Raw genomic sequence first — 24,912 nt, 5'->3', positions numbered from 1 at the left:
GGGAGGGTGAAGATCGTGGCCGCGGCCATGAGCTGCGCGAAGAACCCGCCGTAGTGCGACACGAACTGCTGCAGACCGTAAGCCAGCGTGTACTTGGCCGGGTCGTTGATGTACAGCAAGGGGCCGAGGAAGTCGTTCCACGTGCCGATGAACTGGAACAGCGCACACGTGGCGAGCGCAGGTTTCGACAGGGGCAGCACGAGCGAGCGGAAGATGGTCCAGTCGCCGGCCCCGTCCACCTGGGCCGCTTCGGACATCTCCATGGGGAGCGTCTTGAAGAACTGCGTGAGCAGGAACACGTAGTACGCGGACGCGGCGAACGAGGGCACCACGAGCGGCAGGTAGGTGCCGTACCATCCCAACGAACGGAAAAGGCTGAACACGGGGATCATCGTGACCTGGCCGGGCAACGCCATCGTCGCGATCATCACCGCGAACCACACCTTCTTGCCCCGAAACTCGATCTTGGCGAACCCGTAGGCCACGAGCGCGCTGCTCGCCACGGCCCCCACCACGGTCAGCCCGCACAACAACAGCGTGTTGCGCAGGTACAGGAAGAACGGCATGTTCTGCAACGCGTCCGGGTAATTCGTGGTCACCAGCGGCGAAGGGATCAGCGCTTTGAAATTGAAATCGCCGCCCGCAAAGATCTGTTCGTTGCCCTTGAGCGAGGTGGAGACCATCCACAGCATCGGCATCAGGGCGGGGATGCTGAGCAGCACCAGGGCGGTATAGATCCCGATCTTCGAGGCGGCGGAGAGACGGTTATTGGTCATAGCCCAACGACCTCCGTTTGTCTCTCTCCTCGATGAACCGCTTCTGCAACGTTTCCAGCGCCTGTTTCGGCGTGACGGCTCCGCGCACCGCCTGATCCTCGGCGCGAACGATCAGGTCGTTGAGGAAGCTGAGGTTCGGGATCGAGGGTGCCGCCTTGCAGTTGGGACTGGCCAAGATGTCGAGGAACGCTTGGAACTGTGGGTTGGCCTTGAGCCACCTCTGAAACGTGGGGGAGTTGGCGACCGCCGGCGAGTAGGGCAACCATCCGCCGAGGTTGTAGAACGTCGCGGCCCGGTCCGGGTTCTCAAGGCCCGTCCAGAACTTGAGGAACTCCCACGCACCCTCCTTCTGCTTGGCCGAGATCGGCACGATCATGTAGTTGCCCCCCACGAGCCCTCCCAGCGGCGTGCCCCCCTGGGCCGGGGGCGGGATGGGGATCACCCGATACTCCATGTCGGGCTTGAACTTGCGCAGCTCTTCGACGCGCCACTGTCCGTCGTAGGTGATGGTGAGATCGCCGTGCATGAACGCCCACGACGCGGCGCCCTCGATGTCGTTCAGCCCCGCCTGGAAGCGCAGCACGTTGTCGAACCCGACCTTCTTGCGGAAATCGACGATGTTCTGCAAGGCGCGCAGATTCTGCGGCGTGTCCAGCTTTGGGGTGCCGTCTGGAAGCACGTCGAACCCCCCGCCATAGAGGTGGGCGAGATACGACACATCGTTGATCAGCAGGCCCAGGCGGGTGAGGTTCCCCTGCTTGTCGTACCGGTTCAGCTTGAGGCCGAGCTCCTCCAGGCCCTCAAGGGTCTTGGGCAGGTTGTCGGGGTCGTAGCCCGCGTCGCGAATCTGCTGGACGTTGACGTAGAGCGCCATGAGGTCCGCGCCGATGGTGACGCCGTAGCACTTGCCCTCGTACATGCCGGTCTCCCTGATCGAGGGGTAGCTCTCTTCGAAGAACCGCTTCTTGTCCTCGGGCGACATGAGGGTCCCGAGGTCGGTGAGGAATCCGTTGGACGCGAGGTTGGGCAGTCCGCCGCTGCCCATCGACATGAGATCGGGCGGGTCGCCGCCGATCACGCCAAGAATGAACTTCGCCTCCGACGAACCACCGCCGGGCACGCTGACCGGCACAACCTCGTACTGGTCCTGGCTCTCGTTGAACGCGTCCACGATCTTCTGGACCTGCTTCTCCCAGTCCCCCTGCCAGCGATGCCAGAAGCGAACGAGTTTGCGGTCTGGATACTTGCGCGGCGTGCTGGAACCGGTGGCCACGATGAAAACCACCAGGGCCAGGAGGCTCGCCCAAACGAGGATGCGCTTCACAGTGCCCCCCCTTTGGGAGTACGCGAGCTCGCCCGCGCTGTCACCCGCCGGACTTGTCCGGCGCCAACTTGCAGCAAGCTGCTCGGGAACACGGCGCGACCAAGGTCGCGCACTCCCATATCCCTAGCCACCGTAATGCACCCACTTCCGCTGCGTGCGGAATACCAGAGCGGTGAGCACCACGATCACCAGGAACAACATCCACGCCATCGCGCTCGCGTAGCCCATGTCGAGGTACTTCCAGGCGCGGTTGTAGAGGTAGAGGCTGTAGAAATAGGTGCTGTCCTGCGGCCCTCCCCCGGGGGTCATCACGAACGCCTGCGTGAACGTCTGGAACGCGCCGATGATGCCCATCACCAGGTTGAAGAAGATCACGGGGGTGAGCATCGGAAGCGTCACGTGTCGCAGTTTGTGGACCGCGCTCGCGCCGTCGATCGTCGCGGCCTCGTAGAGGTAGGTCGGAATGTCCTTGAGCCCCGCAAGGTAGATCACCATGCTGCCGCCCACCCCCCAAAGCGCCATCATCACCAGGCTGTAGAAGGCCCAGGGAGCGGTGTTGAGCCAAGCGGGCCCGTCGACCCCGATCAGGGCGAGCATGCGGTTGATGAGTCCGATGTTGGGATTCAGAAGCCAGATGAACAGCACCGACGTCGCCACCACCGGCACGATCGAGGGCAGAAAGAACACCGTGCGGAACACCGCAATGCCCTTCACGTCGGCGTTGAGCAGCAACGCCAGCACCACCCCGATCACGATCGCGATGGGCACCGAGATCGCCGCGTAGCGCAGGGTCACCCAGGCCGACTTCCAGAAGAGCTCGTCCTGGGTGAGCAGCATCTGGTAGTTCGCTCCGCCCACCCACTTCGGGGCCGTCACGATGTTGTAGCGGGTGAACGACAGGTAGATGCTCTGCACGAACGGCCACGCGGTGAACACCAGGAACCCGACCAGCCACGGGCTGATGAACAGGTAGCCGATCAGGTCCCGCTTGGCCCGGTGGTTCGTCGTGCGCGCCATCCCGGGTTCATGATAGCGAGTTCGTTGGTCGTTTGTCGTCGATCCTTTGTCGTCCAGAGGGAGAGGGAGAACACGACAGACGACCAACGACCCACGACCAGCGGCGCCCCCCCAGGGGGGCGCCTAGTACTTGACCGCGCAGCCGTACGCCTGCGTGGAAGGGGTCGAGACCGGCTTGCCGGCGTGCACCTCGTCCCACGCGCGGCGCAGGTAGTTCTCGGACTGCAGGATCGCCGCTCCGCTGGCCCGCGGGTTGTTGTCGATCGCTCCGTTGTAGAGCATCTCGCCCTTCGGACCGATCAGCACGATCTGAGGCGTCGCGGTGGCGCGGTACGCCTTGCCCGTTTCGCCGGTCGTATCGAACAGGATGTCGGTGGGTTGCCCGCCCATGCCCTTCATCGTGGTCATGGCGTTCTCCGTGGTCACGTAACCCTGCTTTCCTGGGGCCGACGACACAATGGTGAGCCACACCGCGCCCTTCTCGATGAACTCCTTCTGGAGCTTCGGGATGTTCTCGCTGCGGTAGTGCTTTCCGACCACAGGGCACCCGTTGTTCCACCATTCGAGAATCACGTACTTGCCCTTGAAGTCCGTAAGGGACAGGGTCTTGCCGCTTGCGGCGGCCAATTTGAAATCGGGCGCTTCCGGGGCCCTGTTGCCGAACGTGAACGCACCCGCGCACACCACGGCGCCTAGAGCGCCCAACGCGATTACCTGCTTCATCATCATCTCACTCCTTGCCTCCTTCGAGGCTGAAGGGAGCCTTGATCCAATAAGACTCCGTTGTCTTGTTTGCAAAAGATACGGTGAGAACACCGTCCAAAGATCCCGGCTGCTTGGCGCCGGGGAGGGTCTCGAGACTCAGTTCGTAGGTCCCCGCCTCTCGCTTGACCTGCTGGGCGGCACCAGGTGAGACAAGCCCGCTGGCCGCTGCGAAGAACGTCGCCCCGGCCACCTCCGGCTTCCCCTGCAGGTGGAACTGCAGCCGACAGCCCTTCTCCGTCCGGACGGCTCGGGCATTCAACGCCGTCCCCGGTCGCGGAAGGGCCGCACGGGCGGTTTCGAAGAGCTTGGCGGTTGCGGGAGCGCGCCCCCACTCGAGCCCGGCGTTGGAGGAGCCCAGCTCGCAGTTCTCGTTGCACACCATCCAGTCCGTCTCGACCCCGATGGCCGTCGGGGACGCTTGATCCAACCGCTCGGGCGGCACGATCCGCGCGAGCACGATGGGTGCCCCTTCGAAGCCGTAACTGACCAGCCCCCCCGCTTCGAAACGGTGCGGCGTCGGCCACCGAACCTCGGAAACGCGGAACCCGGGCGGGAGCTTCCAACGAATCTCCGTGGGCAGACCCGAATCGCCCGGGTTGGTCCAGTAAATGTGCCAACCCGGCTCGATTTCAAACTGGAGCGCGACCCAAAACGGCTGCCCCGCGGTTACAGTGGCCACCTCGGCATGAAGATTCACGCTGCACCGCTCGGGCTGCATCGTTCCGACGGAAAGCGCCACCCCCACCGCCGCCAAGATCGCCAGCATGCTCTTCCATACGCCGCCCGAGCCCTGTAGGGTTACCCTCCCTCGAGGGTTCGAAGGACGTCCATGATGGCGACCCGCATCTTCTCCGGTGTATTGCTGTTCGAGCAGGTGATCACAAGGTCGCCCTCGTGCGGCATGTAGAGGATCGCGGCCTGGAAACCAAAGTCGTCCCCGCCGCCGACGTTGCAAAACGGGGTGCCCGCCGCTGTGCGACCGACCATCCATCCGTAACCCTCGTGCTCGAAGACCGCACGGAACATCCGTGGCTCGTTGGCCATGCTCAGGATCTTGCCCTGGGTCAGCGCCAACACGGCCTTTCCGAGGTCTTCGGACGTCGAGACAATGCCTCCCGCCCCTTTGAGAGACCAGGTCACGGGCCCCCAGTGATAGGCCATGTTCCTCGTTCCATGCGTTTTGGCGCGTTGTCCGATGGCGAACTGGTCCTCGGGCCACAGTCGATCGCCGAAGAACCCCGAACGCGCCATGCCCGCGGGTTTGAAGATGAGGTTGCGCACACACTCCTCGTAGCTCTGCCCCGAAGCCTTTTCAAGAATCATCGCCAGCAAGGTGTAACCGACGTTTGAATACTCGGTCTTGGTCCCAGGCTCGAACTTCAGCTTCTCGGCAAGGATGCGTTTGAGCGCCGTCGCTCGGTCGATCTTGGCGAAGTCGCCCCCTTCGCCGGGCCGGTCGATGTAATCGCCCAGTCCGGCCGTGTGCGCGAGCAGTTGCTCGATCGTGATCCTCCGCTTGTCGGCGGGCACGTGGTCGATGAGCCGCGCGATGGGATCGCTCAGCTTCAACTTGCCGTCCTGTTCCAGCCGGAGCGTGACGAGGGCGGTGAACCACTTCGTTACCGAGCCGATGGAGAAGATCGTCGAAGGGGTCACCTTGCGCCCCGCCTTGGGATCGGCAAAGCCATACCCCTTGGACAGGACCGATTTGCCGCCGTGCACGACCAGAACCGATCCGCTGAATCCGTCGGAGGCCGCCTCTTGGAGACGTGCGTCGACGGTTTTGGGCAAGTCGGGGGCAGCTGAGCCCTGCATCAGCATGAGAGAGGCTAGCATGGACAACATATAGTGTAATATTACAGTGAATTACACTCATCGGTTCCATGAAACAGAGAATTGTGCTCACCGAACCTCAAATGGAGGCGCTTGCCGACCCCCTCCGTTCCGAACTGGTCCTCGCACTCAGGGCCTTCGGGCCTGGATCCGTCGCCGAGTTGGCGCGCCGAGTCGCTGCCGATCCGAAGTCGCTCTACTACCCCCTCCGCAAACTGGTCGCCACAGGGCTCGTCCGGATGGTGGGTAAGCAGAGGGGGAAACGCCGGGCCGAAACGGTCTATGCCGTGACGGCAGACCGCTTCGAAATCGCCCGCGGCGCAGACCTCGAGTTGCGCGCGCGGCTCGTCAAGGCCACGCTGCGGGCCGCGGAGCGGGAGTTCCTTGCCGCCCAGGCTTCCGTCCCATCGCCCAAGTCGCTTCGGATCGCGCGCGCCCAACTCTGGCTGCAGCCCGATGACCGCGACGCGTTTCTTGCCAGACTGACGGAACTGGAGCACGAGTTTGGCGACCGCTCCGAGGTCGGGCGCGGCGAGTTGATCCATTGGACGTCGCTGGTCGTCCCGGAACCTTCCGGAGACTGACCCGTGGCGCGCGCCATGCGCCTTGACGCATGATGGAGCGGGAGGAGTTGGAATGCTTCTAACGCTCATCGCGCTCGCCTCGTCGCTCGCCCCTACGCCCGTGCTCTCGCAGGACCCTCTGGCCCGGGGTTTCGTGAACCCGCCGGCCTCCGCAAAGCCGCACACGTGGTGGCACTGGATGGACGGCAACGTCACGAAGGAGGGTATCACCGCCGATCTCGAGGCGATGGCCAAGGCGGGGATGGGAGGCGCCCAGATGTTCACCGTAGCCGTGGGCATCCCCGCCGGACCCGTGGGTTACATGAGCCCCGAGTGGCGCGCGATGATGACCCACGCGGTCAAGGAGGCCGACCGCGTCGGGCTCGAGCTGTGCATCCACAACTGCGCGGGCTGGTCGAGCAGCGGCGGACCTTGGATCACGCCCGAAAACGCGATGCAGGTGCTGGCCTGGTCGGAAGAGACCGTTTCCGGCCCCGCGCACTTCTCAAAGACCCTTGCCATCCCCAAAGCGCCGCAGGTGGTGCGCGCGGTCGACTACCACAAGGACATCGCCGTGTTCGCGTTCCGCACTCCCGCGGGAGGCAAGGGCGCGCAACCCCCACAGTTCCTCGGGCGCACGGGCGTCGTGCGCACCGACGGCCTGCGACCGCTCGACCAGCCGGCGACCTCCGCGCCGGTCCCGCTGGAGGGCTTGATCGATCTCACCTCCAAAATGGACGCCACTGGCCATCTCCAATGGGACGTGCCTGCGGGCAACTGGACGATTTTGCGCATGGGGCACACCCCGACGGGCAAAGACAACCATCCGGCGCCGCCCGAAGGCGATGGGCTGGAAGTGGACAAGCTCAGCCGCGAGGCGCTCGATATGCACTGGGCCGGCATGATGGCCAAGGTGCTCGCCGACGTCGGGCCCCTCGCCGGCAAAGTGCTGAACAACGCGCTGATTGACAGCTACGAGGTCGGCAGCCAGAACTGGACCCCCAAGTTCCGAGAAGAGTTCCGCGCGCGCCGAGGCTACGACCCACTTCCCTACCTGCCGACCATCGCGGGCTGGACGATCGGCAGCCCGGCGACGACCGAGCGCTTCCTGTGGGACTTCCGACGCACGATCGCGGACCTCTATGCCGACAATTACTTCGGCTACTTCGGGGAGCTGTGCCACAAGGCGGGACTCCAGTTCTCCACCGAGCCTTACGGCAACGGCGGCTTCGATACGATGCAGGCGGGAGGCCGCGCCGACATTCCGATGGGCGAGTTCTGGGTCAGCGGTGGGGCGATGGAGACCACGAAGCTCGCCGCCTCGATCGGTCACACGTACGGGCACCAGGTGGTGGGCGCCGAGTCCTTCACCGCCGACGAGCAGCGCGGCCGCTACCTCGTCGAGCCGTACTCGATCAAAGCGCTGGGCGACTTCGTGTTCACCCAGGGCATTAACCGATACATCTTCCATCGCTACGCGCATCAGCCCTGGATGAACCTGCAGCCGGGGATGACGATGGGGCCCTGGGGCACCCATCTTGAGCGCACGATCACGTGGTGGGACGAAGCCTCTGCGTGGCTGCGGTACGTCGCGCGCTGCCAGTTCCTGCTGCAGCAAGGTCGGTTCGTGGCCGACGCGGCCTACTTCGTCGGCGAAGGGGCGCCCAACGATCTCCCCTCGCGCAGTCAACTCCAGCCCGCCATTCCCGCCGGCTACGATTACGACGGCATCGACGCCACCCTGCTTCTTGGCCAAGCAGGTGTACGCAACGGCCGAATCATCCTCCCCAGCGGTATGGAGTACCGCGTGCTGGTGCTGCCCGATTCCCCGCTCATGACCCCGCGGCTGGCGCGCAAGATCCGCTCGCTCGTGCTGGCGGGTGCCACGGTGGTCGGCCCGAAGCCGACGCGATCCCCCAGCCTCGCCGACGTGCCGAGGGGCGATGCCGAAGTGCGCGCCATTGCGGAGGAGGTGTGGGGCGGTCTGGACGGCGAGACGGTGAAGGAGCACCGCTTCGGGCAAGGGCGGGTCGTTTGGGGCAAGCCTCTGGAAGAGGTGTTTGCCGGGCTCGCGGTTTCGCCGGATTACGAGGCCCGGGGCGGGCGCACGGCCTTCATCCACCGACGGGTGGAAGGAGCGGAGGTGTACTTCGTGTCCAACCAGCGGTATCTGCCCGCGGACGTCGAGTGCACGTTCCGGGTCGCCGGCCGGGTTCCCGAGCTGTGGGACGCCGCGACAGGAACGATGCGGGACGCGCCAGCCTACCGCGTCGAGGGCGGACGAACCACGGTGCCTTTGCATTTCGATCCTGCAGGCTCGACGTTCGTCGTGTTCCGACGCCCCGCGACCCGCGCGCATCTCGTGTCCGCGGAGTTCGTCGATCCCGACCGCAAGGTCGTGGCCCCGCCGAAGATCGTGATCACACGCGCGCGCTACGAGACGGCCGACGGGCTCGGGGCGGATGTCACCGAGACTGTCCGCCGCCTCGTGGCGGAGGGTCAGGTGGAGATCCCCGCGACCAACGGGATGTTCGGCGATCCGGCTGTCAACGTCGTGAAGCGGCTTCGAATCGACTACACGCTGGATGGAAAGGCGATGAGCCAAACGGTCGCAGAGAACGAGACATTGACTCTCCTGAGAATTGCGGCTCCTCCCGCCTTCCCCTCCTCCACGCTCCGCACCAACGCGCGGGGCGAGGTCGAGCTGATCCCCTGGGCGAAGGGCACGCTGTCGACCAAGAGCAGCACCGGTGCAACGCGTTCAGTGGCCGTCTCAGACAGCCCCCTTCGCCTCGCCATCGGCGGGGCGTGGCATCTTGCGTTTCCGCCCAAGCTGGGTGCCCCACCTCAGGTGGAACTGTCGAGGCTGATCTCTTGGACCGACCACCCGGTTTCCGGCGTCCGCTACTTCTCCGGGACCGCCACGTACACGAAACAGGTCACGGTCCCCTCTGCGTTCTTGGCTCCGGGCCGCGTTGTATGGCTGGATCTCGGGCGCGTGAAGAACTTCGCCGAGGTCGTTCTCAACGGCAAGAGCCTCGGGGTGCTCTGGAAGGAGCCCTTCCGCTTGGACGTCACCCAGGCGCTGAAGCCGGGCGCGAACGCGCTTGAAGTGCGGGTGACCAACCTGTGGCCGAATCGCCTGATCGGGGACGAGCAACTCCCGCCCGATGTCGAGTGGGCTGGCAACCGGTTGAAGGGTTGGCCGGACTGGCTGGTCAAGGGCGAACCCCGGCCCAAGACCGGGCGCATCGCCTTCACGACCTGGCACTTCTACAACAAGGACTCGCCGCTGCTGGAATCGGGGCTGCTGGGTCCGGTGACTTTGCGCTCAGCAAGAATCGTTAGGCTGCCGAAGTAGTTTGGCAGCAACCTAAGGGGATCGGAGACTAGAACTCACGCCCGTCAAGCGGGCGTGGCACCCTCTGAATCGTCGCTCACCCATCCAGCCGCTGCAATGGAACAAGGAGTTGAAACTCCTTCTTGCCCACTACGACGTGATGCTTCACTCCCAAGGAAACGTCGAACTTCACGCCCGCCTTCACACTCTTCGGGTCCACCAACATGCGGACCGCCCAGCCGCCGCGGCTGATCCCTCCACCCGCACCCGACCAGGTCGTGTTCGCGACGATCTTGCCGAAGCTCAGGGAAACGCCGTGGGTGGAGCGCAACACGTTCTGGGCTCCTGGCAAGTCCAGGTTCTGGGTCCCTTGCGGGAACGTGACGTTGAAACCCACTTGGGCTTGTCCGGAGGGATCCATCTCGACCGGGAGTTGAAACACCGGCATGACCACTTCAAGGCCAGTCGAAAGCACGACCCGCTGCTCGCGCCTGTTTGCGATCGCCAACTGTCCTGTCCGCGGGTCGCGCAAAACCAAGAGTCCGCGGAACACGGCCGCCTCCTCGTAACTCTGGCGCACTTCGACGTCGCCCACGACACGCACCCGATCGGCATAGGCTGCAAACTCCGCCCCCTGACCTTCGCTCGTCGAGCGCGGCTCGGTGAAGCGAGAACCGCCGCCGCTCCAGTACCGCTCCTTGCGCCATGTGGACTCGGTGATCGAGTGGTGCAGCCAGACTTCGAGGTCGGGGGGGAATTGCCCGTCCAAGCGCAGGTGCAGGTTCACGAAGCCGGTCTCCCTCCCCACAAACTTCTCTTGCACCGTCTTCGTAGCGGTCGCTTCGATGGAGAAACCCAGGACGTCGTCGATCCGGGTGACCGTGGGCTCATCGGCAGGAATGTGCAACGTGTCGGTGGGGTAGTTCGGCAGGGGCCACCGCGCGACCTCCCGGCCGTCGATCGAAGCGACGAGCCACGGGTCGACGAACGACCCGCCCGATCCCGGCAGGAAGTTGATGCAGGCCACGCTGGTCTGCTTGACGTCAGAGACAACGTTCGCCTCCAGGGGGAAGGAGTCGCCGTTCTTTGCCTCCAGCGCGAAGAGAACGTCACCGGGCTGCAGCTTTTGATTCAGATCTTTGGGCCGGTGCGAACCCAGGTCGACCCAGGCAAAGGCAACGGAGTCGGCGCGACTGATGGTGCGCCTCAGACGAACGCCATCCACGACCATACCCGGCGCATCTTCCGCCCGCTGAAAGCCCAGCAGCCGGAACTGCGTTGCCGGTGCCGGGCGCCGGTAGGCAGCGACAAGCGCGACGATTCCCAGGGCCAATGCGGGCAGCCAGAACTTCCACACAGCAGTTCAGTGTAACCCGGATCTCCCGTCGCAGACTGTCGCAACACCCTGGGTGCCACGACCTAGCGGGCGCCGATTCGGTAGATGTGCACCTGGTACGGGGCAAACGTCTCGGCAGCTCTGCCGTCGTAAAGCGAGAGCATGCGACCCTCCTCGATCTCCTCGACAACGCTCTGCCGCAGTTCGGCGGGCAACTGCAACACCGCGGTCACGGGATGGTCCTCCAGCGACACCGCGAACAACGTCGCATTGCCACCCACCGTCGACGCCCAGCTGTGGATACCGTTGTCGAACATGACCCCGGCGCGGCGCACATTCCCGAGGCGAAGCGCGTACCGTTGGATCTGCTTGTTGAGCGAGGTCACCGCGGCCAGCATTTCGGGGTCGTCCAACAGCGCGTGCTCGTTGAACTTCGGCTGAAACTGGTGGACGAAGTAGATCAGCCCTCGGGCGCCGTGGATGATCGCGGACCACGCCTCGGCCTTGACCTGAGCAGGGGTGGCCTTGCCCTTGGCTCCGATGTCGGTGCACTCGAGGCACGTCCAGATCCGCTTCTTGTCGTCGGCCCACGCCTTGAGGCGGTCCACTCCCTTGGCGACAAGCCCGAGCTGGAGCGGCTCGCCGACGCCCGCGACGGGATACACGTCGAACGACACGATGTCGCTACCCTGCACATAGGTCTTGTAGTCGTCGAGCTTCGCGCCGTTGCCCCGGCCCTTCCACGCGTCGTTGGCGACCCCCTGGCCAAGGTTCAGCAACACCGGCCGGCTCGGATCCGCCGACTTGAGACGCCGATAATCCGCTACGATGCGGGCGGGAGGCACGCACGGGCCCCACGTCTGCTTCCCCGTCGCGGGGTCGATGACCGCCTGCGCGTTGTCCGGTTCGTCGCCGTGCATCCAAGCGACGATCGTGGGGTCCGCAAGATGCCGAAGGCCCACGGCGTTCTGGTCGCACACGACGGGCATGCCAGCCTTCTTGAGCGCGGCGAGTTGCTCCTCCGTCGGACCCTGCCACAACCCTACATAAAGGTTGATGCCGGCTGACTTGTACCGTGTCGCCTGCCCGGGGTCCTGAAGCCACACCGCGATCGGAAACGTGCCTGCGTCCTTCAGCGGATTCTGGAACGTGGTTGCGAGCAGTACGAGAGCGAGGAGCATCGTTCTAGTGCAGTGCGCCCTTTGAGAATCGAACGCTCCAGCCCGCCGGATCGCCGCCCACCGGGAACGTCAACTTCAGCACCTCTCCGTCCAGCGCGTGCGGCACGGATGCCTCCACGACCTTCCAGCCGGCGGGAACGCGAATGAAGACCGACCACGCCTGACCCGGGCCGCGCAGAAACCGGCCCGATAGGCGATCGTTAGCCCACCGAACGTTTTCGAGTTCGTACGCTCCCTGGCTCAGGTGGCGGTTGGTGCCCAGCACCTGCGGACGCCCGAGGTCCGGCCTCAGGGAGAGCACCTGGCACTGGCCCTTCGGAAGCGCGCGGAAGGACGCGGCCTCCACGCTGCCCAAGAACTCTTCGTTCCAGAAATCGAACGCCAGGAACCGGCCTTTGCCCGGAGTCGCGACCTCCCGCGCGGGCAGATCCTGCCACGCGAACCGCGCCATGACCGTCCACTGCTCGCCCCCCTTCTCGGCGTTCAACGTCATGAACTCGGGGTCGGGACCGTGGGAGACCACGTTGAGCGGGCGGGTGAAGATGGGCGGTCCCACGCGGCGCAACGCGTCGAGGTGCGCGGCGTCGTACGCCGCGATGGGATCGCTCACCATCAGATGGCCTCCCGCAAGGAACGTCAGCGTCGCCCACGCGCGCGCCTGGTCGATGGGCACGCGGAAGCACATGTAGTCGGGGTCGTTGCGCCACACGACGTTGTTCAGATACTGGAACTGCGCGATGTACTTCGCGCTGCGGCGCATGCTGTCGAAGTCCGGTCCCACGTCCTCGCCGATCCGCGCGCCGTCCGCCAGCCCCGCGAGTTCGGGAATCGTGCCCCAGCACGCCAGCACATAGGAGTCCTTCGCGGCCTTCTTGGTTTCCGCCAAGATCGTCCGGTACGCGGCCTCCATCGATTCGCCGCGCGCCTTCCAGTAGTCGGGCACCTGGCGGTAGCTGTCGTACAGCACGTGCCGCAGCGTGTCGATCTTGAAGTAGTCCCAGCCCTGCCGTTTGAACTGGCGGATCGTGTCGATGTACGCCTCGTCCCGCGCCGGGCCGTCAAGGCCGTTCATCGCGTAGTTCACCCACGGCCCCTTGTGCGGTTGCCCATCGGGATCGGTGACATAGCCTTCCTTGTGCTGCAGACCCAGCGGAAGGTAGTAACCGACCCACACGCCTGGGGTCATGCCGAGCGCCTTGATCTCGTGGGCCAGCGCCTCCATGCCGTGCGGGAATTTCTCGTTCGGCCGAGTCCAGTAGTTCGAGAACGGTTCCCCACCCTTGTTGTCCTGCCCGAACTGGAGCACCCGCTGGTAGCCGTCGTCGATCTGCACGATGTCGTAGCCGTACGCCTTCAGGTTCTCCGAGAAGAAACGGGCCGCCGCCAGGACATCGCGCTCGGTCACGCCCTGCAGGTGCGCCATCCAGGAGCACCAGCCCGCCACCGGCTCCTTCCACAGAGGTTTGGACTTGTCCCAAAGGAAGTAGCCGAGGTGGTCGCGGTAGTAGTTCGGCTTGAATCGAACGGTGCATGGCACCGCGCACTCGATGCTGAACTCCGTGTTTCCGACGGGCTGGATCGATACCGGTCCGCCTTCCACGCTGATCAGCCAATCGCCCGTCCGATCGTACACGGCGTTGGCGCCTTCGATCACAGGTCGGCCAAAGGTGCTGCCAAGCGGCACCTTCGGGTCGTCGGTGCACGCAAACGCGTCTGCCGAAGCCGAGATCGTGCCGTGGATCCGCTCGAGCACCATCGTGTAGGTCTCGCGCTCGCGTCCGGGAGGTACGAACTCGGCGGTCTTCGGGCCGTGCGGATAGCCGAGAAAGAGGGACTCGCAAGGCTCGACCGCTCGCGCGGGTTCGACCCGCGGACCCACCCCGCTCGCGGCCAGCACGGGCTTGTCGCGCCAACGGACCTCGAACGAGTCGGGCGTCGGCGCATGGAACGAGAACGAAGACGTTTGCATCACGGCAAGAAGAAGGGAGAGCATGGCTCGATTCGATTCTATCCGGTTCCCGGTAACCTCGAGCCACCGTGAATCTGATCTGCCTGGCACTGCTCGGTTCGATCCAAACCTCGACCGTGTTCGTCTCCGATCTCGACCTTTCGCACATCCGCCAAGGCTGGGGGTCGCCGGTGCAGAACCGGTCGGTGACCAACCAGCCGCTCTCGATCGCGGGGCGGACCTTCGACAAGGGCTTGGGAACGCATGCGATCAGCACCTTCAAGATCCGGCTCGATGGCAAGGCGACGCGATTCCATGCGTTCTGCGGGGTGGACGACGACGCGGGCTCGGCCAACGCCAGCGTCGTCTTCCACGTACTCGGGGACGGGAAAGAGCTCTGGAAGAGTCCGAGGCTCTCGTGGAAGCAGCCGCCCGTCGAGGCAAGCGTCCCCCTCCGCGGCGTCAAGATCCTGAGTCTTGTGGTGGACGACGCCGGCGACGGCATCGACTTCGACCACGGCGACTGGGCCGAGGCCACCATCGAGTACACGGGCGCCAAACCCGCGGCGCTCGTTCCGCCCATCGAGAAGGCCGTGATCCTCACCCCACCGCCTCCAGCCAGCCCGAGGATCAACGGCCCGACGGTCACGGGTGCCCGACCGCTACACCCCTTCCTCTACCTGGTGCCGGCCACCGGCGTGCGGCCGATGCGGTTCTCGGCGACCGGCCTGCCCGACAGCCTCACGCTCGATCCGAGCAGCGGCCGCATCACGGGCGCGATCGCCAAGCGAGGCACCTACACGGTGGCGCTGCGGGCCACCAACCGCAAGGGCACGGCGACCCGGAACCTCAAGATCGTGTGCGGCGACGCCATCGCGCTGACTCCGCAGATGGGCTGGAACAGTTGGTACGTGTGGATGGGCGGCGTGAGCGACGCCATCATGCGCGAGGCGGCCGACGCGATGGTCGCGAACGGCATGGCCCAACACGGCTGGCAGTTCGTGTGCATCGACGATTGCTGGGCCCGCGTCCCGGGCAGCAAGGACCCGGTGGTGGGCGGCCCCACGCGCGACGCCCAAGGACGCATCCTTCCGAACGCCAAGTTCCCCGACATGAAGGCGCTGACGACGTTCATTCACGGCAAGGGACTGAAGGCGGGCATCTACACGTCGCCCGGACCCACCACGTGCGCGGGGTACGAGGGGGCGTTCGGCCACGAGGCTGTGGACGCCAAGACGTTTGCGGATTGGGGCTTCGATCTCCTCAAGTACGACTGGTGCAGCTACAAGGCCGAGGTGCCGGGCGTGGAGGGATTCAAGAAGCCGTACCAGGTCATGGGCGATCTGCTGAAGGCGCAAAGCAGGGACATGGTGCTGAACCTGTGCCAATACGGGATGGCCGACGTTTGGAAGTGGGGCAAAGAGGTGGGTGGCCACAGCTGGCGCACCGCGGGCGACCTCGGAATCGGGTTCACCTTGTTCCAGGACAGCTTCGATCTCTATGCGCGCCAACACCTCGACCGCTACGCCGGGCCGGGCGCGTTCAACGACCCCGACTACCTCCTGCTGGGCCAAATCGCCGGATCGGGCGGCAAACGCAAGACGCCGTTCACCCCCAACGAGCAGTACACGCAGATGTCGATGTGGTGCCTTCTGGCCGCACCCCTGATCCTCAGCGGCGACATCACGACCCTCGACCCCTTCACCCTCAGCCTTCTCACCAACGACGAGGTGATCGCCGTCGATCAGGACGCCCTGGTGAAGGCCGCCCACCGGATCGCCAAGGTAGGCGAGACCGAGGTGTGGGCCAAACCACTCGAGGATGGGGGTCTGGCGGTCGGGCTCTTCAACCTTGGCGAGGAGGAAGGGCCGGTGCGCGTGGCGTGGAAGGATCTCGGGATCAGCGGAGGGAAGCGGGTGCGCGACCTGTGGCGCCAGAAGGAGCTCGGCACGTTCGCCGTGAGTTTTGAGGCGAAGGTGCCGAGGCATGGCGTCGTGCTGGTGAAGGTGAGATAGGGGGAACACCCCTCACTGCATGTAGCCGTCGATATGGACCTTGCCCTCGGCGAAGTTGACGGTCCCGACGCCCCATATCTGCCTCGAGTTCACCCAGGCATACCCCTCGGCGGCGGTGGTGAGGCTGACATTCTCGAACAGGTCCGCGATCGGCGCGTCGGCGCGAGGCACCGCGACGCCGTCCGCGGCCAGCGCGATGCGATGCCCGTCCTCGGTCACGATCACTCCGCGGATGTCCAAGTCGATGCGGCCGTCGGCGCGCATCCGGACGTGGTCGATCCCGCTCACGCGTCCCGCAAGGCGACCGTTCGCCGTTCCGTCGAAGGCGACGTCGAACCGCAATCCCTGCGGTGGAACCGCGGCTTGGCCGGAAAGAACGGCCTCCATCGTCAAGCCAAAGTCCGTCACACCCGTGACGTCGACGTCGTATTCGTAGATCTTCTCGCCATTCATGCTCATTCTCCCTGTGTGCGAACTCTCGCGCCGAATCGGATTATGCGGGAAGCCCCTCCCGCCTCCCGCCTCACGCCTCACGCCTCACGCCCTCACGCCCCGCCTCTTCAATCGATCGAGCAGCACCGCCGCCAGGAGGATGGCGCCGCTGACCAGGTACTGGTAGAACGTCGGCACGCTCTTCAAATCCATGATGTTCTGGACCGTGCCCATGATCAGCACGCCCACGATCACGTGGTGGATCGAGCCGATGCCACCGGTGAGCGAAACTCCGCCCAAAACACATGCGCTGATGACCCGCAGTTCGAGCCCCACCATCCCCTTGGGATCGCCCAACTGCTGCTGCGCGGCGCTCACCACACCGGCCAAACCCGCGAGGGTCGCCTGCAAGGTGAAGATCAGCATCTGCGTGCGCGCCGTGGGCACCCCGGCGAGGCGCGCCGCCTCGCGGTTGCCGCCGATCGCCAGCGCGTTGCGACCGAAGACCGTCATGTGGAGCGTGAATCCGAACACCGCCAGACAGCCGAGGAGGACCCACAGCGGAATGGGCAATCCCAGAAAATCCCCCGTACCGAGCCCCGCGAAGGCCTCGCTCGAAATGCCGAGCGAGTTGCCGTCCTTCAACAGATAGGCCAGTCCGCGCACGATCTGCATCGTCGCCAGCGTCGTGATCAGCGCGTTGATCCCGAACACAGCGATGATCAGCCCGTTGAACAGCCCGACGCACGCACAGGCTGCCAAGCACAGCGGAACCGCCCACAGACTGCCTCCCATGGCGTCGAGCAGCACCGCGACCAGCATCCCCGCAAACGCCGCCACGGACCCCACGGACAGGTCGAAATCCCCGGCGGCCAAGCAGAACAGCATCCCGCACGCGACGATGCCCGTGGTGGTCACCGAGAGACCAAGGGCGTACACGAGGTTGGTCGGCGTGAAGAAGTTGCCCACCCCGAAGCTCGCGTAGGCGAACAACGCCAGGAAGAGGAGCACCATCCCACCGCTGTCCCAAGCCGTCGCCAGCCAGTTCGCTCTCTTCATGACGCGGCGCGTCCGCCCGCCGGCAGCGCCAGTTCAAGCACGCGCTCGGGAGTCGCGTCGCCGCGCGGCAACTCGCCCACCAAGGCGCCTTCGCGCATCACCAGCACGCGGTCGCTCAAGTTGATCACCTCGGGCAAGTCGCTGGACACGAACAGCACCGCGGCCCCGTTGCGCGCCAGGTCGCGAATGATCGCATAGATCTCCTGCTTCGCCCCAATGTCGATGCCCCGCGTGGGCTCGTCGAGGAGCAGAACCTCCACGTCGTGCCCGAGCACACGCCCGAGAATCGTCTTCTGCTGGTTCCCTCCCGATAGATTGCCGACCGCTTGCCGCAAGCCCGAAGCCCGAATGCCCAGACGCTCCACTCCCTTAAGCGCGTTGCGATGCTCCCGCCCGGGGTGGATCACAAATCCGAGGGGCGAGAAGCGTCGGCGCACCCCGAGGTTCAGGTTGTCTTGCACGCTCGCGAGGGGCACGATGCCTTCGGCCTTGCGATCCTCGGGGCACCACGCAAGACCCGTGGCGAGCGCCTTGCCCGGGCCGTGCGGCCCCAGTTCGACACCGTGCAGCGACACGCGGCCAGAACGCGCCTTCGCCGCGCCGTAGATGAGCTTCAGCAGCTCGGTTCTCCCCGCGCCGACCAGCCCGAAGAGCCCGACGATCTCGCCCTTGCGGATGGCGAGATCCGCGGGCGCCACCACCCCCGGTCCTGTCACATCGGCAACCCGCAGCGCCACGTCGCCAAGAGCACGCGCCTCGCCCTCTTCAGCAAAGGCGGCCACGTCCCGCCCGACCATGCTCCGCACCAGTTCGTCGCGGGTCACCTCCTGGAGCGAGTCCCACGTCTGGACGTGCTTGCCGTCCCGAAACACGGTCGCCGCGTCGCAGAGCTTAAAGATCTCCTCCATCCGGTGCGACACGTAGAGGATCACGCGGCCCTCGTCGCGCAACTGCCGGATCACCTCGAACAGGCGGTCCACCTCGCGGCTGGTCAGGGAGCTCGTGGGTTCGTCGAAGGCTAGAACACGCGCGTCGAGCGAGAGGGCCTTCGCGATCTCCACCATCTGCCGCTGCGCGATGGGCAGTGCGCCGAGGCGCGTGCGGGGGTTCAACGCCTCGCCGACCCACTCGAGAAGCCGCCCCGATTCGGCGAACAGCCGGTGGCGATCCACTTTGCCGAACCGTTGGGGAAGGTGGCCCAGAAACAGGTTCTCTGCGACGGAAAGATCGTCTACGAGTTGGAGCTCCTGATAGATCACCGCGATGCCCTCGGCGATGGCGTCCTGCGTGTTGCGGAATCGCTTCTCCTTGCCGTCGAGGAGCACCCGGCCCTCGTCCGCCCGATGCGCGCCGCTGAGGATCTTCAGCAGCGTGCTCTTACCGGCCCCGTTTTCTCCGAGCAGCGCGTGGACCGACCCCGCTCCGACGCCAAAGCTCACGTCGTCGAGCGCAACCACACCTGGGAAGGTCTTCCGGATGCCCTCGAACTCGAGCGCGCGATTCACTCGGGAAGCCCTTGGTCGGCGAGCACTTGCTTGAAGTTCTCGCGGGTGATGAGAATGCCGTCGGTGTAGGTGATCTTCGGAGGCGCCGTACCCTCCGTGATCCACTTGAACATCATGTGGCTCGTGTCATACCCGTGGCGCTTGGCCTGCAGGAGGATCGAGCCGTACAGGCCGTTCGGGGTGGGCTTCTTCAGGTCGGCAAGCGCCAAGTCCCCGTTGATCCCGATGCCGATGACGCGCTCCGCGGGGATGTTGAACGACTCCGTGGCGCGTACGGCGCCCATCGCTCCGGCGTCGTTCATCGAGGCGATCAGCCAGTTCTTGAACTCGGGGTGTTGGGTGAGGACGGGCGTGGCGGCGGTGCGGCTGTCGGCGATGTCCTGTCCGCGCTCGGGCGCCTTGAAGACGTGGCTTTCCGGGAAACCACCGGCGACCACCGTCTCGATGGCGCCATCGGTGCGTTCGCGCGCGGTGTCCAGCTCTTCGAAGGTCACGGCGATCATCCCGGTCTCTTCGGGCTTCCAACCCCGCTTCTTCATCTCGTCCAGCAGCGCTTGACCCAGGTTGTTGCCGATCTTGTGCGCACTGATGCCCACGTGGGGGACGTCGAGAAACTTGCCGTCAGGCCCGACCAGTTGGTCGTCCACCGTCAGCAGCTTGAGGTTTCGCTGCGCGCACCGCGCGACGATCGCGGGGCCGAGCTTGACGTCCGGCGTGCAGATCACCAGACCCTGCGCCCCTTGAGCGGCAACGTTCTCGATCGCGGGGAGGACCTTGTCGCCGTCGGTCGCGCCGATGGTGATCAGTTCGAACCCGTCGGCCTGGGCCGCCTCGCCCGCGAACTTCCACTCGAGCTGGAACCACGGCTCGTCGGGCTTCTTGACGATGAATCCGATCTTGACCTTGTCCTTCGGCGCTTCGGCGACTCCTTGGGCGTTCTTTTCCCCGCCGCCGCAGCCCGCGGCAACAACGATCACGGCAAGACTCCAGACGAGGTGCCGAAGGTTCAGTGGAGTGATTCGCATTGAAAGCCTCACTTGGGGAACGCTTCGCGCGCATTCCCGATCGCGAGTTTACGGCACCCAACGGGATTTTCGCTGGCCTCAGCCGCACTTCGCGGGCCGAGATTCGCGGGCCGGCGAGGCCCGCCACTTTGGCGAGTTTCAGACCAGCCTGACCGCTCTCCGCGGCCCATCGCCCCCTGGTATTGATGGGCGCCTCATTCTGGATCCTCCCGACCCTCGCCTCGAAGCTTTCGCTTAAGATAATCCAGCACCGTCTCCACGATCGAGGGGTTGAACTCCGACGCCTTGCCCCACTTCTCCTGGCTGTCGCGCATCGAAGTCGTCTTCGACCAGATGTGGTCTGTGCCCTCCAGCAGCCTGAACTCCCCGGAGCCCGCGCGCTTCCTGTTCATTGCAGCCGCGATACGCTCGTGGTCGTCGCGGCCCGAAAGGAAGTCGTTCTCGCTGTAGATCGCCAGCACATCGGCGTTCGTGCCCGACCACGCTTTGGCGAGGTTCGTGTTCGCGAGTTCCCGCCAAAAGCCGAAACCGACCCCCGAGTAGGTCTCGCCATCGGGGAAGTTGCCCTTGATCCAACTCGCGGTCTCCGGGTGCTCCTCGGAGGCTTGCTTGGGAGTCAGGCCCTCGTCGAACAGGTAGTGCATGGCCGTCAGGCATTGCCGCAGGGTCTGATCGAGGCCGTCGGGCGCCGCGCCGCCGAGTTCGGCCTGGCGGCGCGTGTTCTCCAACATGTACTCGCCGAACGTCTTGTACAACGTGCCGGTGACGAGGAGCGCCTTGACCGGCTCCTCGGCAGCGACCAGCGGCCCGAAGCATCCGCCCATGCTGTGGCCGAAGATCGCGATGCGGTCGGGGTCCACGTATTCCAGCGTCTTCGTGAGCCGCAAGGCCTGAAGGTAGGCGTCCTTCTCCTCGCCGAAGCCGAGGTTCTTGTATTCTGGCCCCTCGCTGTCGCCGATGCCAGGCTTGTCGATACGCACGGTCACGTAGCCCGCTTGCGAGACAGGGCCCAGAACCTTGCCGTAGAAGCTGCTCGAGAGCGCGCCGTCCATGCTGTACGCGCCGATCCCGCCGATAAAGAACAGGGTCGGGAACCTCCCCGGCCCCTTGGGCTTGGTGATCATCACACGGACGCGATTGCCCCGGCTGAGCACTTGGTCGAAGATCACGTCGAGGCCTGGCTCGGAGGGGATCGGGCGTGCGATCATCTTGCCTCCGGCCGCCGCCTCCTTGCCCGCTCGGACGTAGGCGATCTTGAGCGCATCGCCTCCCCTCACCGCGCGAATGGCGATGTTGAGTTGCTGCTGGGTCGCCAGGACTGTCCCATTGAGCGACAGCAGCACGTCGTCGGCCTTGAGGCCGAGCGCTTCGCCCGATCCACCGGGCACGATGCGCACGACTCGGACGCCCTTGCCGCCCTCCACCGCCGCGGTCTGCACCCCGAGGAATCCCGCGCGGGGGAGCGACTTGCCGCGCTGGACCTGGGCGGGCCATGCCGTGCCGCTGAGACAAATGGAGAGCAAGAGGGTCGACAGAGCCAAGCGTCTCATGGACACGAGTTTACGGCAGATGGGGAGCCCCTCCACCTTCACAAGTTTCCAGCCCTTGGGTGGCACGAATCGAAACACCGGACTCGTACGACCCATTGTCGCTCTAAGTTGTCTCAGCGCGTCGATCCGACGTTCCGGGCAGTGCGTCCCGGAACTCCTCCATCTCCTTCCACTCGGGCTCAGGTGGTGTTCGATCGTGGGTGGGCGCGTATACGGAGTGCTCGACCAACCGCAGCCGATGGATGTAGCGCGGACAGTTCGGGAAGATGCGCTCGGCGCGCACCCGGACGATCAATTGCGCGCCTGGAAACTCAGACAGCAACGGGTCCTCCTCGTGCAAAGTGGCAAGGCCATTGATCCGCAGGCGGGCCGGTCTCTCGAAGTCGAGGAAGAGCAGCCCGACGCGGGGGTTCACCGCCACGTTGCCCAGACTCCGGAACATTCCATTCCCATCGTAGTCGGGAAAGGCCAGCGTGCGGGTATCGAGCACCCTCACGAAGCCGGGCATCCCGCCCTTGTAGGAGCACTCCGGCCACCCCTCTTGGTTCGCAGTGGCGAAAAAGAACATCGAGGAGCGGGCGATGAACTCACGGTCGCCATCGGTGAACACCGTATGGGCGGTCACCTGCTCCAGCCGATCCGCGATTCGGCGGCTGTCGAAGCGATCTTGGAGCTGGCGGGAGCCGTCGTGATAGCCGCCCGGAATCTCAGAAGAAGATGGATCTCTCGTCATTCAACACGTCCTCAGTATCGTCTCTCACCCATTGGATCCGAGCCCGAAGCGCACCGTCGCCGTCTGGCCCTTCCTCAGCGAGAGCTCCAACCCGTCTCCCTCCTGATTTGCCATTGCGGGCCTACCGTCGACCGACACGGAGGCCACCTTCGCGCCCCCGGGGAGGCGCACCGTGCAGCTGCCGGCCGAAACAGCCTTCACCACCGCCGACTGCAACCGTCCGGAGCTCCAGGCCATCGACACCTCGAATCCGCCGCGCGCCCGAAGGCCCGTCACAGACCCGTCGCTCCACGCCTTGGGCAGCGCGGGAAGCAGACGGATCTCCCCGCTCTGGCTCTGGAGCAGCATCTCCGCGATCCCCGCGCAACCGCCGAAGTTGCCGTCGATCTGGAAGGGCGGATGGTTGTCGAACAGGTTCGGCAACGTCGAGTGCGAGAGCAGGGCCACAAGGTTCTCGTGAGCCAACTGGGGCTCGCGGAACCGCGCCCAGAAGTTCACGATCCACGCGCGGCTCCAACCCGTGTGCCCGCCCCCGTGGCTCAAGCGAAACTCCAGCGACTTGCGCGCCGCGGCGGCCAACTCCGGAGTGCCCTCGAGCGTGATCTCGTGGCCGGGATGGAGACCGTACAGGTGCGACATGTGCCGGTGCCCGGGCTCGGGCTCGTCGTAATCCTCGACCCACTCCTGCAGCCGGCCGCTCTTCTTGCTGATCTGAAGCGGCGCCAACCGATCGAGCGCCGACATGAGCTCCGCACGAAAGGCGGCGTCGAACCCCTTGTCCCCCTTGCCCAGTTCGTCGATGGCCGACACGCAGTTGGCGAACAGGTCGTGCGCGATCTCGAGATCCATGGTCGCGGCGTAGGTGAACTGCGAGGTCGTGCCGTCGGGCTTGCGGAACGAGTTCTCGGGAGAGTGCGACGGGTTGGTGACCAGCTTGCCCGCCACGGGACTGCCCGCCGGGGCCTTGACCAGAGTGTCGAGCAGGAACTGCGCGGCGCTCTTCATCAACGGGTACCCGCGCTCCTTCAGGAACTTTCGGTCCTGCGTGAACAGGAAGTGCTCCCAGGGGTGCTGCGCCAGCCACGCCGCTCCCACCGGCCACACGCCCCAAACGCCGTCCGCCGGCACGGTGAAGCCCCACACGTCGGTGAGGTGGTGCACCACCCAGCCCCGCGCGCCGTACATGCGTTTTGCGGTGTCCTCGCCGGGCCCCACAAGGCTCTCCATCAGGTCGAACAGAGGGAGATGGCACTCGCCGAGGTTGGCGACCTCCGCTGGCCAGTAGTTCATCTGAAGGTTGATGTTCGTGTGGTAGTCCGCGTTCCAGGGCGCCTTGAGGTCCTGGCACCAGATCCCCTGGAGGTTCGCAGGCATGTCTCCGGGCCGCGACGAGCTCATGAGCAGATACCGCCCGTACTGGAAGTACAGCGCCTCGAGCGCGGGGTCGGATTTGCCGGCCTGCACCGCTTTGAGCCGCTCGTCGGTCGGCAGATTGGCCAGTTCGTTCGAGCCCAGATCGAGCGAGACGCGCCGAAACAGACGTTGGTGCTCCCGAACGTGGTCGGAGACGAGCTTCGCATACGGTTTCGCCATCGCCTTGGCCAGCGTGTCCTCGCACGCCTTCATGCGGTCTCGTTTCAAGGGGACGCCCGGATGCCGGCGATCGTAGTCCGTCTTGGAGGTCAGGTAAACCGTGGCCGACTTGGCGCCCTGGATGCGGAGGCTGTTCGCGGCGCCCGTGATCGTGCCGCCCTCGATCTTCACCCGCAGCAGGGCGTCGTATCTCGCCCCTTTGTCGCCGGCCTGGCCGGCCATGCGCAGGCCGTCGTTGCCGAAGGGCTCTGTCTTGAAGTTCTCGGGCCGGTCCATCTCCACTTCGGCAGAGAACGAACCGCCGAGGGTCGCCTGGAGGTTCAGCACGATCACGTCGTCCGCGGCCGAGGCGAACGCCGTCCGCGTCAACCCACCGCTTTGAACGGTGGCGAGCGCCCGGTCGAGATCGAGCGTCCGTTCGTAAGAGCCCGAGACCGCACCGTCGGCGAAGCGCACGTGCAGGTCCCCCAGAGTTTGGTACGAGTCGATTCTTGGCGGCACGCCCATCATGGCTTGGTCGGCGAGCGCGCGGGCCTCCTCGTTCTTGCCCTCGAAGATCAGCCGCCGCACCTCGGGCAGCGCCGCAAGGGCCTTCGGGTTCACCCGGTCCTTCGGCGCGCCCTCCCACAACGTGTCGTCGTTGAGCTGCAGCCGCTCTTCCGCAGCCCCGCCAAACACCATCGCGCCGATGCGCCCGTTGCCGATCGGCAGCGCCTCGTTCCAGTTGGCCGCGGGTTGCTTGTACCAAAGCGTCAACGCCTCGTGAGGAGCGGCCATCAAAGTTGAGACGAGCAATGTGGCGGCAAGGAGGGACATGAGGGTGAGTTCGGCGCACCCTGCGCGCAACCCTCTTGACGCCGTGATCCGCAAAGCGAACGGCCCCCTGGCCCGATTGCATCGCCAACCTACGCAGGAAC

General features: G+C 65.3%; 19 protein-coding genes. 3 read left to right on the top strand and 16 right to left on the bottom strand.

Going from position 1 to position 24,912, the window contains the following annotated elements:
- From M9921_05380 to M9921_05355, 6 genes are all read right to left on the bottom strand, one after another.
- Window positions 1-776 (bottom strand): carbohydrate ABC transporter permease (locus tag M9921_05380; GenBank protein ID MCO5296272.1); only part of this gene is annotated, 776 nt, incomplete at its 3' end.
- Window positions 766-2,100, bottom strand: coding sequence for an ABC transporter substrate-binding protein (locus M9921_05375; GenBank protein MCO5296271.1), 1,335 nt, complete (start codon window positions 2,098-2,100; stop codon window positions 766-768). The genes M9921_05380 and M9921_05375, both read right to left, overlap by 11 nt.
- A gap of 123 nt (window positions 2,101-2,223) precedes the next feature.
- Window positions 2,224-3,117, bottom strand: coding sequence for a sugar ABC transporter permease (locus tag M9921_05370; protein ID MCO5296270.1), 894 nt, complete (start codon window positions 3,115-3,117; stop codon window positions 2,224-2,226).
- A gap of 123 nt (window positions 3,118-3,240) precedes the next feature.
- Window positions 3,241-3,843, bottom strand: coding sequence for a redoxin domain-containing protein (locus tag M9921_05365; GenBank protein ID MCO5296269.1), 603 nt, complete (start codon window positions 3,841-3,843; stop codon window positions 3,241-3,243).
- A gap of 4 nt (window positions 3,844-3,847) precedes the next feature.
- Window positions 3,848-4,648, bottom strand: a complete 801-nt coding sequence (locus M9921_05360) for a hypothetical protein (protein MCO5296268.1) — start codon at window positions 4,646-4,648, stop codon at window positions 3,848-3,850.
- Window positions 4,649-4,680: 32 nt separating this feature from the next.
- A complete protein-coding gene (locus M9921_05355) occupies window positions 4,681-5,718 on the bottom strand; it encodes a beta-lactamase family protein (GenBank protein ID MCO5296267.1) in 1,038 nt (345 codons plus the stop codon).
- Window positions 5,719-5,765: 47 nt separating this feature from the next.
- Between M9921_05355 and M9921_05350 the strand changes: the two genes are divergently transcribed.
- Both M9921_05350 and M9921_05345 read left to right on the top strand, forming a co-directional pair.
- The gene (locus M9921_05350; protein MCO5296266.1) at window positions 5,766-6,299 is read left to right on the top strand and encodes a helix-turn-helix domain-containing protein; all 534 of its coding nucleotides are present in this window, start codon (window positions 5,766-5,768) and stop codon (window positions 6,297-6,299) included.
- 52 nt (window positions 6,300-6,351) lie between these two features.
- The gene (locus M9921_05345) at window positions 6,352-9,639 is read left to right on the top strand and encodes a hypothetical protein (protein MCO5296265.1); all 3,288 of its coding nucleotides are present in this window, start codon (window positions 6,352-6,354) and stop codon (window positions 9,637-9,639) included.
- A 76-nt stretch (window positions 9,640-9,715) separates the two neighbouring features.
- Here the strand turns inward: M9921_05345 and M9921_05340 are convergent, their stop codons facing one another.
- From M9921_05340 to M9921_05330, 3 genes are all read right to left on the bottom strand, one after another.
- Entirely contained in the window at window positions 9,716-10,975 is a 1,260-nt protein-coding gene (locus tag M9921_05340) for a hypothetical protein (protein ID MCO5296264.1), read from the bottom strand.
- Between the two features lie 62 nt (window positions 10,976-11,037).
- Entirely contained in the window at window positions 11,038-12,135 is a 1,098-nt protein-coding gene (locus M9921_05335) for a hypothetical protein (protein MCO5296263.1), read from the bottom strand.
- 4 nt (window positions 12,136-12,139) lie between these two features.
- Window positions 12,140-14,128 (bottom strand): hypothetical protein, encoded by a 1,989-nt coding sequence (locus tag M9921_05330; GenBank protein MCO5296262.1) that lies wholly within the window; start codon window positions 14,126-14,128, stop codon window positions 12,140-12,142.
- A gap of 44 nt (window positions 14,129-14,172) precedes the next feature.
- Between M9921_05330 and M9921_05325 the strand changes: the two genes are divergently transcribed.
- Window positions 14,173-16,098: an NPCBM/NEW2 domain-containing protein gene (locus M9921_05325; GenBank protein ID MCO5296261.1), complete on the top strand. Its 1,926-nt coding sequence runs from the start codon at window positions 14,173-14,175 to the stop codon at window positions 16,096-16,098.
- 12 nt (window positions 16,099-16,110) lie between these two features.
- Here M9921_05325 and M9921_05320 read toward each other — a convergent pair whose 3' ends face one another.
- The 7 genes from M9921_05320 to M9921_05290 all read right to left on the bottom strand — a co-directional run bounded on the left by M9921_05320 (window position 16,111) and on the right by M9921_05290 (window position 24,772).
- Window positions 16,111-16,551, bottom strand: coding sequence for a DUF3237 domain-containing protein (locus M9921_05320; protein ID MCO5296260.1), 441 nt, complete (start codon window positions 16,549-16,551; stop codon window positions 16,111-16,113).
- Window positions 16,552-16,635: 84 nt separating this feature from the next.
- On the bottom strand, window positions 16,636-17,589 hold the full coding sequence (gene araH / locus M9921_05315) for an L-arabinose ABC transporter permease AraH (GenBank protein MCO5296259.1): 954 nt from the start codon (window positions 17,587-17,589) through the stop codon (window positions 16,636-16,638).
- Window positions 17,586-19,094, bottom strand: a complete 1,509-nt coding sequence (araG, locus tag M9921_05310; protein MCO5296258.1) for an L-arabinose ABC transporter ATP-binding protein AraG — start codon at window positions 19,092-19,094, stop codon at window positions 17,586-17,588. The genes araH and araG overlap by 4 nt, the downstream gene beginning before the upstream one ends.
- Window positions 19,091-20,071 carry an arabinose ABC transporter substrate-binding protein gene (locus tag M9921_05305; protein ID MCO5296257.1) on the bottom strand — a complete coding sequence of 327 codons (981 nt, stop codon included), beginning with the start codon at window positions 20,069-20,071 and terminating at the stop codon, window positions 19,091-19,093. Before M9921_05305 ends, araG begins: the two co-directional genes overlap by 4 nt.
- A gap of 242 nt (window positions 20,072-20,313) precedes the next feature.
- Window positions 20,314-21,669, bottom strand: a complete 1,356-nt coding sequence (locus M9921_05300) for an alpha/beta fold hydrolase (GenBank protein MCO5296256.1) — start codon at window positions 21,667-21,669, stop codon at window positions 20,314-20,316.
- Between the two features lie 103 nt (window positions 21,670-21,772).
- On the bottom strand, window positions 21,773-22,402 hold the full coding sequence (locus M9921_05295; protein MCO5296255.1) for a pyridoxamine 5'-phosphate oxidase family protein: 630 nt from the start codon (window positions 22,400-22,402) through the stop codon (window positions 21,773-21,775).
- 24 nt (window positions 22,403-22,426) lie between these two features.
- A complete protein-coding gene (locus tag M9921_05290) occupies window positions 22,427-24,772 on the bottom strand; it encodes a glycoside hydrolase family 95 protein (protein ID MCO5296254.1) in 2,346 nt (781 codons plus the stop codon).
- Between the last annotated feature and the right edge of the window lie 140 nt (window positions 24,773-24,912).

The sequence above is a fragment of the Fimbriimonadaceae bacterium genome, from assembly GCA_023957775.1.
Taxonomy (GTDB): domain Bacteria; phylum Armatimonadota; class Fimbriimonadia; order Fimbriimonadales; family Fimbriimonadaceae; genus JAMLGR01.
The sequence above is the reverse complement of the archived record's forward strand: the minus strand, read 5'-3'. Positions and strand labels throughout refer to the sequence as shown.